Source organism: Leucobacter chromiiresistens, from assembly GCF_900102345.1.
Taxonomy (GTDB): domain Bacteria; phylum Actinomycetota; class Actinomycetes; order Actinomycetales; family Microbacteriaceae; genus Leucobacter; species Leucobacter chromiiresistens.
In genome coordinates, this window is sequence record NZ_FNKB01000002.1 from 47260 (window position 1) to 62014 (window position 14755).

General features: G+C 71.6%; 10 protein-coding genes. 8 read left to right on the forward strand and 2 right to left on the reverse strand.

The annotated features are described in order from the left end of the window. Positions 1 to 16: 16 nt before the first annotated feature. A complete protein-coding gene (locus BLT44_RS13180; RefSeq protein ID WP_010156281.1) occupies positions 17 to 763 on the forward strand; it encodes a phosphoglyceromutase in 747 nt (248 codons plus the stop codon). Between the two features lie 89 nt (positions 764 to 852). Here BLT44_RS13180 and BLT44_RS13185 read toward each other — a convergent pair whose 3' ends face one another. Beyond that, positions 853 to 1041: a DUF3073 domain-containing protein gene (locus BLT44_RS13185; protein WP_010156282.1), complete on the reverse strand. Its 189-nt coding sequence runs from the start codon at positions 1039 to 1041 to the stop codon at positions 853 to 855. 127 nt (positions 1042 to 1168) lie between these two features. Between BLT44_RS13185 and BLT44_RS13190 the strand changes: the two genes are divergently transcribed. After that, positions 1169 to 1798 (forward strand): hypothetical protein, encoded by a 630-nt coding sequence (locus BLT44_RS13190; protein ID WP_010156283.1) that lies wholly within the window; start codon positions 1169 to 1171, stop codon positions 1796 to 1798. A gap of 37 nt (positions 1799 to 1835) precedes the next feature. On the opposite strand, the gene BLT44_RS13195 is transcribed toward BLT44_RS13190, so the two are convergent. After that, positions 1836 to 3140, reverse strand: a complete 1305-nt coding sequence (locus BLT44_RS13195) for a DUF445 domain-containing protein (protein WP_010156284.1) — start codon at positions 3138 to 3140, stop codon at positions 1836 to 1838. 82 nt (positions 3141 to 3222) lie between these two features. Between BLT44_RS13195 and BLT44_RS13200 the strand changes: the two genes are divergently transcribed. The 6 genes from BLT44_RS13200 (at position 3223) to ypfJ (ending at position 14748) form a co-directional block, all read left to right on the forward strand. Then, positions 3223 to 7764: an efflux RND transporter permease subunit gene (locus tag BLT44_RS13200; RefSeq protein ID WP_074690397.1), complete on the forward strand. Its 4542-nt coding sequence runs from the start codon at positions 3223 to 3225 to the stop codon at positions 7762 to 7764. Between the two features lie 2 nt (positions 7765 to 7766). After that, complete coding sequence (locus tag BLT44_RS13205) at positions 7767 to 9275, forward strand: DEAD/DEAH box helicase (protein ID WP_074690399.1); 1509 nt, start codon at positions 7767 to 7769, stop codon at positions 9273 to 9275. A 186-nt stretch (positions 9276 to 9461) separates the two neighbouring features. Beyond that, positions 9462 to 11555: an acyl-CoA dehydrogenase family protein gene (locus BLT44_RS13210; protein ID WP_010156291.1), complete on the forward strand. Its 2094-nt coding sequence runs from the start codon at positions 9462 to 9464 to the stop codon at positions 11553 to 11555. Between the two features lie 34 nt (positions 11556 to 11589). After that, complete coding sequence (gene pip / locus BLT44_RS13215; RefSeq protein WP_010156292.1) at positions 11590 to 12564, forward strand: prolyl aminopeptidase; 975 nt, start codon at positions 11590 to 11592, stop codon at positions 12562 to 12564. Positions 12565 to 12572: 8 nt separating this feature from the next. Next, positions 12573 to 13490, forward strand: coding sequence for a glutaminase (locus BLT44_RS13220; protein WP_010156293.1), 918 nt, complete (start codon positions 12573 to 12575; stop codon positions 13488 to 13490). A 367-nt stretch (positions 13491 to 13857) separates the two neighbouring features. Continuing rightward, on the forward strand, positions 13858 to 14748 hold the full coding sequence (gene ypfJ, locus BLT44_RS13230; protein ID WP_010156294.1) for a KPN_02809 family neutral zinc metallopeptidase: 891 nt from the start codon (positions 13858 to 13860) through the stop codon (positions 14746 to 14748). The last annotated feature ends 7 nt before the right edge of the window (positions 14749 to 14755 follow it).

The following is a 14755-nucleotide window of genomic DNA, read 5'->3' on the forward strand; positions in this document are numbered from 1 at the left end:
CCATAGACTGGGGCGCATGACGAATACGTTGATCCTGCTCCGTCACGGGCAGAGCGAGTGGAACCAGAAGAACCTGTTCACCGGGTGGGTCGATGTGCGCCTCACCGACCAGGGGCGCACCGAGGCGGCTCGCGGCGGCGAACTGCTCGCCGAGGCCGGCCTGCTTCCCGACGTGCTGCACACCTCGCTGCTGAGCCGCGCGATCCAGACCGCGCACCTCGCGCTCGACAGCGCCGACCGCCTCTGGATTCCCGTGCGCCGATCGTGGCGGCTCAACGAGCGCCACTACGGAGCGCTGCAGGGTCTCGACAAGGCGGAGACGCTCGCGAAGTACGGCGAGGAGCAGTTCATGGAGTGGCGCCGGTCGTTCGACACTCCGCCGCCCGCGCTCGACGACGCGAGCGAGTGGTCGCAGGCGAATGACCCCCGGTACGCCGACATCGACGGCGAGCGCCCGCGGACGGAGTGCCTCAAAGACGTGATCGAGCGCATGCTGCCCTATTGGGAGCAGAGCATCCTGCCCGACCTCAACGCCGGCAACACGGTGCTCGTGACGGCGCACGGCAACTCCCTGCGCGCGCTCGTGAAGCACCTCGACGGGATCTCCGACACCGACATCGCGGGCGTGAACATTCCGACCGGCATGCCGCTCGTCTACGAGATCGCGGCTGACGGCACGCCGACGGGACCGGGCCGGTACCTCGATCCCGAGGCCGCCGCCGCAGGGGCCGCCGCCGTCGCCGCGCAGGGCAAGGGCGCCTGAGCCGAGCGCCCGCACAGCAATGAGTCAGGGCCCCTCCGGTGGAGGGGCCCTGACTCATTGCGACGAAGCGGCGAACGATGCGCGGAGCGTCAATCCTCGTCGTCGTCGTCAGCGTTGTACTTGCTGGCGTACTCCGCCCACGGGTCTTCTTCGCGCACTCGCGACGCCTCTGCTGCTGACAGTTCCTGTTGCAACGCAGAATAGTTCGTGTCGGGGCTGAAGTACTTCAGCTCCCTGGCGACCTTGGTGTGCTTTGCCTTCTGACGGCCGCGCCCCATGCGTGACCCCCTTACACAGTCGGGCCCCGCGAGTTCACCCCCGAGGCAGATACCAGTTCATAGACGTATGGTGCAGATTCTAGCATGATGAACCCGCCCCACGGATGCAGCGCGTTAGCATGTGGGCATGCCATCCATGCGCGCTCGTCCCACTCGAATCGTGCTCGTCGCGCTCCTCGTCGTCGCCGCCCTCGCGCTCATCGCGGCGGTCGCCGTCGCCGCTCCCATCCTGCTGCACCGCAGCGCCGGAGGGTCGGGTCAGGAGGTGCCGTCGAGCACCGTGTCGGAGACCTCCGCGCGCGGCGCCGACGGCCGGGTCAGAACGCTGACGGCGAGCGACGAGGACGGACCCGCCGACCTCGGGTCGATCGAGCCGGGGCAGCAGATCCGCATCGACGGAACGGGGTTCGATGCCGGGATCGGCATATACGTCGCGGTCTGCGCCGTCCCTGAAACGGCGGGTGAGAAGCCGGGCCCCTGCCTCGGCGGGATCCCGGAGGGCGCCGAGTCGGGAGACGTCGACACCAGTCGGCTGACGAGCGCGTGGGTGACCGACGACTGGGCGTGGCGCGGCTTCGCCACGCACCGGTACACCGACGCCGACGCGGGCAGCTTCTCCGTTGCGCTCACCATGCCCGACCCGAGCGGTGAGGGCCTCGACTGCCGGCAGGCGCGATGCGCGATCGCCACCCGCGCCGACCACACCGCGAGCGCCGACCGCGTGCAGGACATGCTGCTCCCCATCGTCTACCGGTGACGCGCACCGCGCGGGCGCGAGTCGTCGCGCGCGACGCTCAGTGGGCGACGCCCGCGAGCGGAGCCACCACCCACGTGGCGATCGCGTAGATCGTCAAACCGGCGAGCGAGCCGACGACCGTCCCGTTGATGCGGATGAACTGCAGATCCTTGCCCACCTGCAGCTCGATCTTCTCCGCGGCCTCGCGCGCATCCCACCGCTGCACCGTCTCCGAGATGACGTTCGCGAGATCGTGACGGTAGGTGCGCACGAGCCGTTCGACCACCTCCATCACCCAGACGTCGATCTTGTACTGCAGCGTGGCATCGCCCTGCAGCTTGCCGCCGAAATCCTGTGCGGCGCGCACCATGCGCACGCGGAGATCGCTCTCCGGATCCTCGAGCATCTCGACGAGCGCCGCCCGGGCGGTCTGCCACGTGCTCTGGGCGAGCGCGCGGATGCGCGGGCTGTCGAATACGCCGTGCTTGAACGCCTCCAGCTGCCCCTGCAGCCGCTCCTGGGTCTGCAGGTCGCCCGCGAGATCGGCGAGGAACTTGCTCACCGCGACGCGGAAGGGGTGATCGCGCTCGGCGGCCACACTCTGCACGAAGCGCACGGCCTCCGCGTGCAGCCGGTGATCGACGAACCGGTCGACGATGCCCGGCACCCAAGACGGCAGGCGCGACGACACCACCCGGTCGAACGCGTCGGGGTGCTCGACCAGCCACCCCTCGAGGCGCTCCGCCGCGATGTCGAGCAGCGCCTCATGATGGCCGCCCGAGACGAACGACTCGGCGGCTCGCCCGAGCAGCGGGCTCCACTCGGGGTCGATCACGTGGCGCCGCACGAGCACCTCCACGAGCTCCTGGACGTCGTCGTCGTCGAGCACGGCCAGCGTGCCGAGGGCCGCCGACGCCGCCATCGCGCTCACCCGCTCGGCGTTGCGGCGATCCGACAGCCACTCGCCGGCCCGCCGCGCGCCGCTGATCTCGGCGAGCTTGCCGTGCACCACGTCGTCGGCGAGGAAGTTCTCCTCGACGAACGAGCCCAGCCCCTCGCCGATGTCGTCCTTCTTCTGCGAGATGAGATTGGTGTGCGGAATCTTGAGGCCCAGGGGGTGCCGGAACAGGGCGGTGACCGCGAACCAGTCGGCCAGCGCCCCCACCATGCCGCCCTCGCTCGCGGCGCGCACGAAGCCCCAGCCCGGGTAGCGCGCCTGCAAGATGAACGACACCACGAACACCACGGCCATCGCGATGAGCAGACCGACCGCGATCGCCTGCATGCGCCTGAGCTCGTCGAGGCGCTGGAAGTCTGCGGGGGAGACGGCACCGAGCGTTCGGCGGGTGCGGGGCTGCGGCATTCCAGTATTATCCCCTCTGCACCGCAGCCGAGGCCAGCGGACGACCGCGTCGCCGAAGCGGCCGCATGGGATAATCGAGCCCATGCACCTCCTTACGGCGCTGAGCCTGAAGAACCGCGCGCTGATCGCGCTCGTCACGATCGTCGCGGCCGTGTTCGGGGTGATCGGCGTCGGCTCGCTGAAACAGGAGCTCATGCCGTCCGTGCAGTTCCCCACGATCGCGGTCGTGACGAGCTACCCCGGCGCCTCGCCCGAGGTGGTGAACAACGACGTCTCGACGCCGATCGAGACCGCGCTGCGCGGAGTGCCGCAGCTCGAATCGTCGTCGGCGACCTCGAGCACGGGAACCTCGACGGTGCTCGCCGAGTTCACCTACGGCGTCGACCTCGCCGCGACCGAGCAGAAGGTCGAACGGGCGATCAGCCGCATCTCGCAGACCCTGCCCGAGGCGGCGGACACCCAGGTGCTCTCGGGAACGATCGACGACTTCCCGGTGATCCAGATCGCGGTGACGCCCGCGGAGGGCGAGGACCTGCAGTCGACGGCCGACCTCGTCGAGCGCGTCGCCGTGCCCGAACTCTCCGACATCGACGGCGTGCGCGACGCGCAGCTGAGCGGAGCGCGGCCCGAACGCATCACGATCCAGCCGAATCTCGATGCGCTCGCCGAGCGCGGGCTCAGCCCGCAGACCATCACCGATACGCTCCAGCAGAGCGGGGTGCTGATCGCCGCGGGCTCGATCACCGAGGGGGATCGCACACTCGCCGTGCAGGCCGGAACGGAGCTGCAGTCGGCCGAGGAGATCGCGGCGCTGCCGATCGCGTTGAGCGCCGAGCAGCTCGCGCCCCCGCAGGAGCAGCCCGAGATCCCGGGCCAGTTCGAGATCGAGCCGCCGGAGCCCGCCGCCCCCGCGACCATCGGAGAGGTCGCCGAGGTGCGCCTCGAGCCCGGCCCCGAGCAGAGCATCTCGCGAGTGGACGGCGCACCGGCGCTCACCATCGGCGTCACGAAGACCTCCGCGGCGAACACCGTCGACGTGTCGCACGCGGTGCAGGATCAGCTCGACGAGCTGCAGGATCAGCTCGGCGGCGCGCAGCTGACCGTGATCTTCGACCAGGCGCCGTACGTGGAGCAGTCGATCGAGACCCTCACCACGGAGGGGCTGCTCGGCCTCGTCTTCGCGGTGCTCGTGATCCTCGTCTTCCTCATGTCGATCCGGGCCACGCTCGTGACCGCGATCTCGATCCCCACCTCGGTGCTGCTCGCCTTCGTCGGGCTGAACTTCGCCGACTACACGCTCAACCTGCTGACGCTCGGCGCGCTCACCATCTCCATCGGCCGCGTCGTCGACGACTCGATCGTCGTCATCGAGAACATCAAGCGCCACCTCGCCGACGGCGGCGACCGGGCCGCCGTGATCATCCGCGCGGTGCGCGAGGTCGCCGGCGCCATCACCGCCTCGACCGTGACCACCGTCGCCGTGTTCCTGCCGATGGCCTTCGTCGCCGGCATGGTCGGGGAGCTGTTCCGCCCCTTCGCCTTCACCGTGACGATCGCGCTCGTCGCGTCGCTGCTCGTCTCGCTCACCATCGTGCCCGTGCTCGCCTACTGGTTCCTGCGCACCGGTCCCTCGCGTCGCCGCCGGGGCTTCGTGACCGCCGGAAGCGGAACGGAGGGCGAGGCCGCCGAGGCCTCGTCGCGCAGCTCCGCCGAGGAGATCGACGAGCACCCCACGGCGCTCCAGCGCGGCTACCGGCCCGTCATCGAGTGGACGCTGCGCCGGCCCGCGATCACGCTGCTCATCGCCGTCGTCGTGTTCAGCGGCACCGTCGCGGCGAGCCCCCTCATGAAGACGAGCTTCCTCGGATCCGACGAGCAGAACTCCGTCGGGCTCGTGCAGAGCCTCGCCCCCGGCACGAGCCTCGACGCGCAGCTGGCGCAGGCCGAGAGCGTCGAGCAGGCGCTGAACGACGTGCCGGCGATCGAGAGCGTGCAGGTGACGATCGGCAGCGCGGGCGGCGCCGCCGCGCTCTTCGGGGGCGGCGGCGACGGCACGGTGAACTACTCGATCACCACCGACCCCGACGCCGATCAGGCGCAGGCGCAGGACGACATCCGCGACGCCGTCGACCAGCTGGAGGGCGCCGGGGAGTTCTCCATCGGGCAGTCGGGCGGCGGGGTGACCTCGTCGAGCGCGATCGAGGTCGACGTCACGGCTCCCGATCAGGAGACGCTCGCGCAGGCGAGCGACGCCGTGGTCGCCGCGCTGCAGGACGAGCCGAGTCTGCAGCAGGTCGAGAGCGATCTCGGGCAGTCGCGCGAGTTCCTGCGCATCGCCGTCGACCGTGGGCGCGCCGCCGAACTCGGCCTCAGCGAGGCCGGCGTCGCGGGGCAGGTCACGCAGCAGATGCAGCCCGCGCAGATCGGGCAGATCTCGATGGACGCCACGACGGTCTCGGTGTACCTCGCGAACGCCACCGCCCCGACCGACCAGGCCGGTGTCGCGGCGCTGCCGATCCAGACCGCGACGGGCTCGCAGCCGCTGAGCAGCCTCGCCGCCGTCGAGGTCGCCGACGGGCCGGTGACGGTGCGCACGGCCGACGGGGTGCGATCCGTCACCGTCTCCGCGCTGCCGAAGGGCGACGACCTCGGCACCGCGAGCGCCGAGGTGACCGCCGCCCTCGAATCGCTCGAGCTGCCCGACGGGGCGAGCGCGAGCGTCGGCGGGGTGCTGTCGCAGCAGGCCGACGCATTCCAGCAGCTCGGCATCGCGCTGCTCGCCGCCATTCTCATCGTCTACGTCGTGATGGTCGCGACTTTCCGCAGTCTGCTGCAGCCGCTGCTGCTGCTCATCTCGGTGCCGTTCGCCGCCACCGGGGCGATCCTGCTGCTCATCGTCACCGGGATCCCGCTCGGCGTCGCCTCGCTCATCGGCGTGCTGATGCTCATCGGCATCGTCGTGACGAACGCGATCGTGCTCATCGACCTCGTGAATCAGTACCGGATGCGCGGGGACGCGCTGCGCGACGCCGTGCTGCACGGATCCCTGCAGCGACTCCGGCCGATCGTGATGACGGCGCTCGCCACCATTCTCGCGCTCACGCCGATGGCGCTCGGCATCACCGGCAAGGGCGGCTTCATCTCGCAGCCGCTCGCCGTCGTCGTGATCGGCGGACTGCTGTCGTCGACGGTGCTGACCCTCGTCGTGCTCCCCACCCTCTACTACCTCGTGGAGCGCCGCCGCGAGGGCGGCCCGAAGCGGGGCGGCCCGGTGCGTCGTCGGCGCAGCCCGAGGCCCGACGCGGGGCCCGCGCTCGCGGGTGCCGGCGCCGGTGCTGTCACGGGTGCGGGCCTCGGTGCGGGTACGGGCGCTGCATCGGGATCGGGCGCTGCAGCGGGTGCCGTTTCCGCGGCGGGCGCGGGCTCCGTCTTCGGAGTGCGCCGCAGGCGCGGCGCCGGAGCGGCCGGCGACGCCCGCGCCCACGCGGAGACCGACGTGGACTCGGTGGGCGCCGCGCATGCCACCCATGCCGCGGACCCCGCTGAGCCGCCGACGCCGGCTGCACCTGTTCCCGCGGTGCCGGCGCCCGCCGCACCCGCGCCCCCGGTGCCGTCCGCGTCGGCCGTGCCGCCGGTGCCCGCGGTGCCCGTGGTGCTGCCGGCGCCGCAGGAGCCCGTCGCACCCGCGCAGCAGCCCCGCGCGGAGCCCGAGGCTCCGCGCGGGGCCGCCGCGGCGGAGGAGGCGATCGAATCGCCGGTGCTGCGGGAGTCGACGCCCGCTCACGGCATTCCGGAGCAGGTGGAGCAGCCGAGGGTCGCGCATGCCCCGGCGGAGCAAGCCGTTGCGGAATCCCCGGTCGACGAACCGGTCGCCGGCGAGCCGGAGCAGCTCGACGCGGCGGAGGCCGACCCGGTCACCATCGAGCCCGCCGCGGTGAACGAGCCCATGGGGCCGGCCACCGAGCAGATGTCGCTCGCCCTCGACGAGCTCGGCTTCACGGGTGACGACAACCCGCTCGCCGATCTCGGATTCGATGAGCCTGCGGAGGGCGCAGCACCGGCGCACGACCCGAGCCCCGAGCCTGCGTCGCAGGAGCGCCGCGGCGCGGATCACGCGGTGAGCCCGCTCTTCGCCGACGGGCCGGTCGCCGCAGGCGACGCCTCGATCGACCCCGCCTCGACCGACCCCGCCTCGAACGACCCCGCCTCGACCGGGCACGACCCGCGCGTGCCGGAGTCGGCCGCGCCCGGAGAGACCGAGTCGATCCCCGCACCGGTCTCGGCACCGGTCTCGGCATCCGCGCCGACCGCGTCGGCAGCGCCCGAGCCCGAACCGGCGCCGGAGCCCGCGGCCGACGCCGAACCGGATGCCGGGCCACAACCCGGCCCGGCATCGGCACCGGCTCACGCCCCGACGCCCGATCCCGCAAGCGATCCCGAGGCCGAGCCGGAGCGGGCCGAACCGGCACCTCCGATCACGGGGGAGCTCGACTGGGAGCAGCTCATGTGGCAGGCCACGCAGGAGGTCGACGAAGCGGAGAACGCCGCGAGCCCGAAGACCGACCCGGGTGCCGGCGACGCCCCGGATGCGACGCCGGGAACGCTCCCCGGGAACGCGCGCTGATCGTGGCGCGCAAGCGAGGCGGCGGGTTCAAGCCCCCCGCCAACTACGACCCCCACCGCAAGCCGAAGCGCGCCGGGAGCGCCGAGCCGCGCCGCGGGCGACCGGCGGCGCCCACGGAGGATCGCGTCGAGCCGTCGCAGCGGGCTGCGCCGGGGCGGCAGTCAGCCCGAACAGCGGGGCGCGCATCGGGAACGGACGCGACGGCATCGCGATCCGCCGCGAACCGGCGCGAGACCCCCCGCGCCGCCGCGCCGCCGCAGCGACTCGAAGCCCGGCGCACGACCGCCGCGGATGCGGCCGGGCTCGCATTCGGCGACCTCGGGCTCGGGGGCAACCTCATCCGGGTGCTCGGCGAGCTCGGGGCCGAGAAGCCGTTCCCGATCCAGGCGGCGACGATCCCCGACGCGGTCGCCGGCCGCGACGTGCTCGGGCGCGCGCGCACCGGATCCGGCAAGACGATCGCCTTCGGCGCGGCGCTCGTCGAGCGTCTGCTGCGGTTGAAGGGGCAGGGCGCGTTCGCGTCGGACCCGAAGCCCGCCCAGGCGCGGAAGCAGCGGGGCGTGCGCGAGACGCGGGGCGCGACCCGCAAGCCGAAGGCGCTGATCCTCGCACCGACCCGCGAGCTCGCGCTGCAGATCGACCGAACCGTGCAGCCCCTCGCCCGGTCGGTCGGCTTCTACACGGCGCAGCTCGTCGGCGGAGTGCCCGTCGACCCGCAGATCCACGCCCTCGAGCGCGGCGCCGACATCATCATCGGCACCCCGGGGCGGGTCGAAGACCTCGTCGCGCGTCGACGTCTCGACCTGCGCGAGGTGCTCGTCTCCGTCATCGACGAGGCCGACCACATGTGCGACCTCGGGTTCCTCGAACCCGTGCAGCGCGTGCTGCGGCACACGGTGCGCGGCGGCCAGCGGCTGCTGTTCTCCGCGACGCTCGACGCGTCGGTGTCGGCGCTCATCGGGGAGTTCCTCTCCGACCCGGCGGTGCACGAGGCCGAGGAGGCCGCGGCGATGCCGGTCGATCACCGCGTGCTCGTCGTGCAGCGCGCGCAGAAGAACGAGGTGCTCGTCGAACTCGCCGCGGGCGGAGGGCGCACGATCGTGTTCTGCCGCACCCGCGCATCCGCCGAGCAGGTCGCCGAGATGCTCGGCGCCGCCGGCATCACGGTGACCGCGCTCCACGGCAACCTCAGCCAGGCGCGGAGAGAGCTCAACCTCGCGAAGTTCACCTCGGGCCGGGCGAGCGTGCTCGTCGCCACCGACGTCGCGGCGCGCGGCCTCCACATCGACGGCGTCGACCTCGTCGTGCAGGCCGATGCGCCGGAGGACGCGAAGGGGTACCTGCACCGCACCGGCCGCACCGGTCGCGCGGGGGAGGCGGGGAGCGCCGTGCTCGTGATCCCGCCCTCGCGCGAACCGCGCACGCGCCAGCTGCTCGAGGAGGCGGGCGTCAGCGCTTCGTTCTTCGGCCCGGCCGCGCCGGTCTCCGCCGGTGCAGCGACCCGCGGTTGACGAACCCGCCAGCGCGAGGCGCCTCGATTTAGAGGAAGCTCACAACGCGCACCCGTGACCACCGGGCGCCGATTTGTGGCTGCACGGCCCATCGCTTGGCAGTGTCGGCGCGCGTCTCTAGGCTGACAGCAATTCGGGGCCCGGCAGGCCCGGGCCGCCCCGCTCGTCACCTTCGAAGGAGTTCCGATGGCCGACCTCAGCGCATCGTCCCACCCCCGAATCGATCCCGCCGTCGTGAGCGACGCGCTGCTCGGCAAGTGGAAGACCGAGCGGCTCGAGTCACGGAGGCTCGCGGCCGACCCGCGGCTCCACACCATCCCCGGGCAGTCGATGAGCGACCACCGCGAGCGCGCCCTCGAACAGCTGAGCATCCTCGTCGAAGCGGGCGCGATCCAGCGCGCGTTCCCCGCAGCAGCCGGCGGGAGCGATAACCACGGCGGCAACATCGCCGCCTTCCAGGAACTGGTGCTCGCCGACCCCTCGCTGCAGATCAAGAGCGGAGTGCAGTGGGGCCTGTTCGGCGCCGCGATCCTGCACCTCGGCACCGCGAAGCACCACGAGCGCTGGCTGCCCGACGTCATCAGCCTGCAGACGCCGGGCGCGTTCGCGATGACCGAGATCGGGCACGGATCGGACGTCGCATCGATCGGCACCACGGCCACCTACGATCCGGAGACCGAGGAGTTCGAGATCCACACGCCGTTCGCCGGCGCGTGGAAGGACTACCTCGGCAACGCCGCCCTGCACGGGCGCGCCGCCGTGGTGTTCGCGCAGCTCATCACCCGCGGGGTGAACCACGGCGTGCACGCCTTCTACGTGCCGATCCGCACCCCCGAGGGGGAGATGCTGCCCGGCGTCGGCAGTGAGGACGACGGCGTGAAGGGCGGTCTCAACGGGATCGACAACGGGCGCCTGCACTTCACGCGGGTGCGCGTACCGCGCGAGAACCTGCTCAACCGGTACGGCGACGTCGCGGCCGACGGCACCTACTCCTCGGAGATCGACAGCCCCGGCCGACGCTTCTTCACGATGATCGGCACGCTCGTGCAGGGCCGCGTCTCGCTCGACGGATCGGCGGTGCGCGCCATGCAGGCGGCCCTCGGCATCGCGATCCGGTACGGCAGCGAGCGCCGCCAGTTCCCCGGCGCATCCGGGCGTGAGACCGTGCTGCTCGACTACGGCCTGCATCAGCGACGCCTCATCCCGCGCCTCGCGCAGACCTACGCCATGCAGTTCGCCGACGAGCGCCTGCTCACCGTCTTCGACGAGGTGTTCTCGGGGGCGAAGGACACCGACGAGAACCGCGAAGACCTCGAAACGCTCGCAGCGGCGTTCAAGCCGCTATCGACCTGGGCCGCGCTCGACACCCTGCAGGAGGCCCGCGAGGCCTGCGGCGGCGCCGGGTTCATCGCGAAGAACCGCATCGTCGGCCTGCGCGCCGACCTCGACATCTACGTGACCTTCGAGGGCGACAACAACGTGCTGCTGCAACTCGTCGGCAAGCGCCTCCTCAGCGACTACGCCGCGCAGTTCAAGAACGCCGATCGCGCAGCGCTCGCACGCGCCGCCGCCAGCCAGATCGGCAACCGCGTCAGCCGCTTCGGCCTGCGCGTCGTCGGGCAGAGCATCGCCGACTTCGGGCAGGTCGCCCGCTCGATCGAGAGCATGCGCTCGCCGCAGGCGCAGCGGCAGCTGCTCGCGGATCGCGTGCAGACCATGATCGGCGAGATCGCGCTCGCGCTGCGCGACGCGACGAAGGGCATCCCGAAAGACGATCGGCGTGCCCGCGCGATCGCGAACGAGAACGCGTTCAACGCGCAGCAGTACAAGCTCATCGAGGCGGCTCGCGCGCACGGAGAGCTGCTGCAGTGGGAGGCGTTCACCGACGCGCTCGAGAAGATCACTGACGCCGGGTCGCGGCAGGTGCTCACCTGGATGCGAGACCTCTTCGGGCTCGGGATCATCGAGCGCAACGCCGCCTGGTACCTCACCGCCGGGCGGATCTCCCCGCACCGGGCCGAATCGGTGACGGCCTACGTCGACCGCCTCATCTCGCGACTGCGCCCGCACGCACTCGATCTGATCGAGCCGTTCGGGCTCACCCCCGAACTGCTGCGCGCCGAGATCGCGACCGGCATCGAGGCGGAGCGGCAGCAGGAGGCGCACGACTACGTGGAGGCGCAGCGCGCCGCCGGCACCTGGCCCGTGCACGAGAAGGAGCTGCGCCGGCGCCAGCAGGAGGCCGAGCGCCGCGCGGCGGGCCAGGCGAAGGTGAGCTGAGCCCGTGCCGCCCGCCGCTCGTTAGGGTGGAGGCATGAGCGAAGCGCTGCGAGACCTGTACCCCGCCATCGAGCCCTACGCGGAGGGCATGCTCGACGTCGGCGACGGCCACTCCGTCTACTGGGAGGCGTGCGGTAATCCTGACGGGAAGCCCGTCGTGTTCCTCCACGGCGGCCCCGGCGGCGGCTGCGCGCCCGATCATCGGCGCTTCTTCGATCCCGAGCGCTACCGCATCGTGCTGTTCGACCAGCGCGGCTGCGGGCGCAGCGTGCCGCACGCGAGCGCGCCCGACGCCGATCTCTCGACGAACACCACCTGGCATCTGGTCGCCGACATCGAGTGGCTGCGCGAGTCGCTCGGCATCGAACGCTGGCAGGTCTTCGGCGGATCATGGGGCTCGACCCTCGCGCTTGCATACGCCCAGACCCACCCGCAGCGGGTGACGGAGCTCGTGCTGCGCGGCATCTTCACGCTGCGCGCCGCCGAGATCCGCTGGTTCTACCAGGAGGGGGCGTCGCACCTCTTCCCCGACATGTGGGAGGAGTACCTCGCGGTCATTCCCGAGGCGGAGCGCGACGACCTCGTCGCCGCCTACCACCGCCGCCTCTTCGACGCCGATCCGGCGGTGCACGTGCCCGCCGGGGTGGCATGGACCGTCTGGGAGAACTCGACGATCAGACTCCTCCCCGACCTCGAGGGCATCGCGGAGGCGCGGGCGGACACGGTGAGCGCCGTCGCATTCGCGCGCATCGAGAACCACTACTTCTCGAACGCGGGGTGGCTCGAGGAGGGTCAGTTGATCCGCGATGCAGCCGAGAAGCTCGCCGGCATCCCCGGCGTCATCGTGCAGGGACGCTACGACGCGTGCACGCCGCCCGAGACGGCGTGGGATCTGCACCGCGCCTGGCCCGAAGCGCACTTCGAGATGATTCCCGACGCGGGGCACGCGGCGAGCGAGCCCGGCATCGTCGACGCGCTCGTGCGCGCCACCGATCGCTTCGCCGCGTGAGCGCTCAGATGCCGCTCGACCTGCAGGAGATCCTCGACGATGTGCACGAGGCCGTGCGCCCGCTCATCGGCTCGGGCAGCGTCGCCGACTACATTCCGCGCCTCGCGGCGGTGAACCCCGACCACTTCGGCATCTCCGTCATGATGACCGACGGCACCCAGCGCTCGTCGGGCGATGCCGATGTCGAATTCTCCATCCAGAGCATTTCGAAGGTCTTCTCCCTGGCGCTCGTGATCGCGGGCGACGGCGACGAGATCTGGCAGCGCGTGGATCGCGAGCCCTCGGGCGCGGCGTTCAACTCGCTGGCGCAGCTCGAGTACAAGCGCGGCATTCCCCGCAACCCGTTCATGAATGCCGGCGCGCTCGTCGTCGCCGACCACCTGCTGTCGCTCACGCCCGACGCCGACGACCCGGTGCTCGACTTCGTGCGCACCGAATCGGGCAACCCCGACATCTCGATCGACGCGCTCACCGCGGCATCCGAGCTCGCGCACGCCGACCGCAACTCGTCGATCGCGCACCTGCTGCGGAGCTTCGGCAACCTCATCAACGACGTGGACGCGGTGCTCGACCGGTACGTGCGCCAGTGCTCCATCGCGATGAGCTGCGCCGACCTCGCCGCCGCGGGCGCCTTTCTCGCTCGACGCGGTGAGAGCGCCGACGGCAGGCTGCTGCTCAGCGGCAACCAGACGAAGCGGATGAACGCCGTCATGCTGACCTCGGGCTTCTACGACGCGGCGGGCGAGTTTGCGTACCGCGTCGGCCTGCCCGGCAAATCTGGCGTGGGCGGCGGCATTCTCGCGGTCGTGCCCGACGTGTGCTCGATCTGCGTGTGGGGCCCGGGGCTCGACTCGTCGGGCAACTCGCTGATCGGCATGGCCGCGCTCGACGAGCTCACGTCGCGCACCGGCTGGTCGATCTTCTAGGCCGCCGCTCGGAGGGGCGCGCCGCGGCGGCCGGCCGTGCGAGCGGCGGTCGGTCGTGCGAGCGGCGGTCGTGCGAGCGGGGTCACTTCGGGAGCGTGTTGCACGGGTGCGGGCCCGCAACACCCTCCCGAAGTGACCCCGCTCGCGGAGGCGGCTGCGCTCCGCGCCGCTCCGCACCGGCGCCGGTCGGTCGCGCCGCCCTTCACGCATCCGATGCGGCGGCGGGGCCGCATCTCAGATGCGGCCCCGCTGCGCAAGGTGCCCGCGAACGTACCGATGCTTCACTATCATCGGCAGCACACCGCCGTCGGAACATCCGCGTGATTCCGACGCGCACCGACATCCCCGAGTACCCACAGGAGCAGCCGTGACGTTCAACGACAACGTGCGCATCGACAACAGCAAGGTGCGCAAGCGCCGGGGCGCACGAACCGGCGGGATGGTCGCGGGCGGCGGCATCGGCATCGCACTGCTGCTCGCGCTCGGCTCGCAGCTGCTCGGCTTCGACCTGACCCCGTTCGCCCCCGCGGTGCAGCAGGCGGTGGGCGGCGGCACGACGTCGGAGCAGTCGGAGGTGGTGCTCGACGCATGCAAGAGCGGGGCTGATGCGAACACCGACGACGAGTGCCGCATGAACGCGACCGCCGATTCGCTCGATCGCTTCTGGGCGGGCGAGGTCGGCAACTACCGCTCGCCCGGCCCCGTGATCCTGTTCGACGGTCAGACGCAGTCGGGCTGCGGCGCGGCATCGGCCGCGACCGGCCCGTTCTACTGCCCGGCCGACGAGACCATCTACATCGACGTCGCGTTCTTCGACACCCTCTCGGGGGAGTACGGCGCGTCAGACGGCTCGCTCGCCCAGATGTACGTGCTGGCGCACGAGTGGGGCCACCACATCTCGAACCTCATCGGCTCGCTGCAGAGCACGGGTCGCGAGACGGGCCCCGCTTCGGGGTCCGTACGCCTCGAACTGCAGGCGGATTGCTTCGCGGGCGCGTGGGTGCAGGCCGCGTCGACGACCACCGACGACCAGGGCGTGACGTTCTTGAAGCCGGTCACCCAGCAGCAGATCGACGATGCGATGAGTGCAGCCGCTGCGGTCGGCGACGATCACATCATGGAGTCGGCGGGCGTCGACGTGAACCCCGAGCGGTTCACGCACGGCAGCTCGGAGCAGCGGCAGCGGTGGTTCATGACGGGCTACGAGGAGGGGCCCACGGCCTGCGGCACGTTCGACGTGAGCGCCGCAGACCTGTAGGGCGACG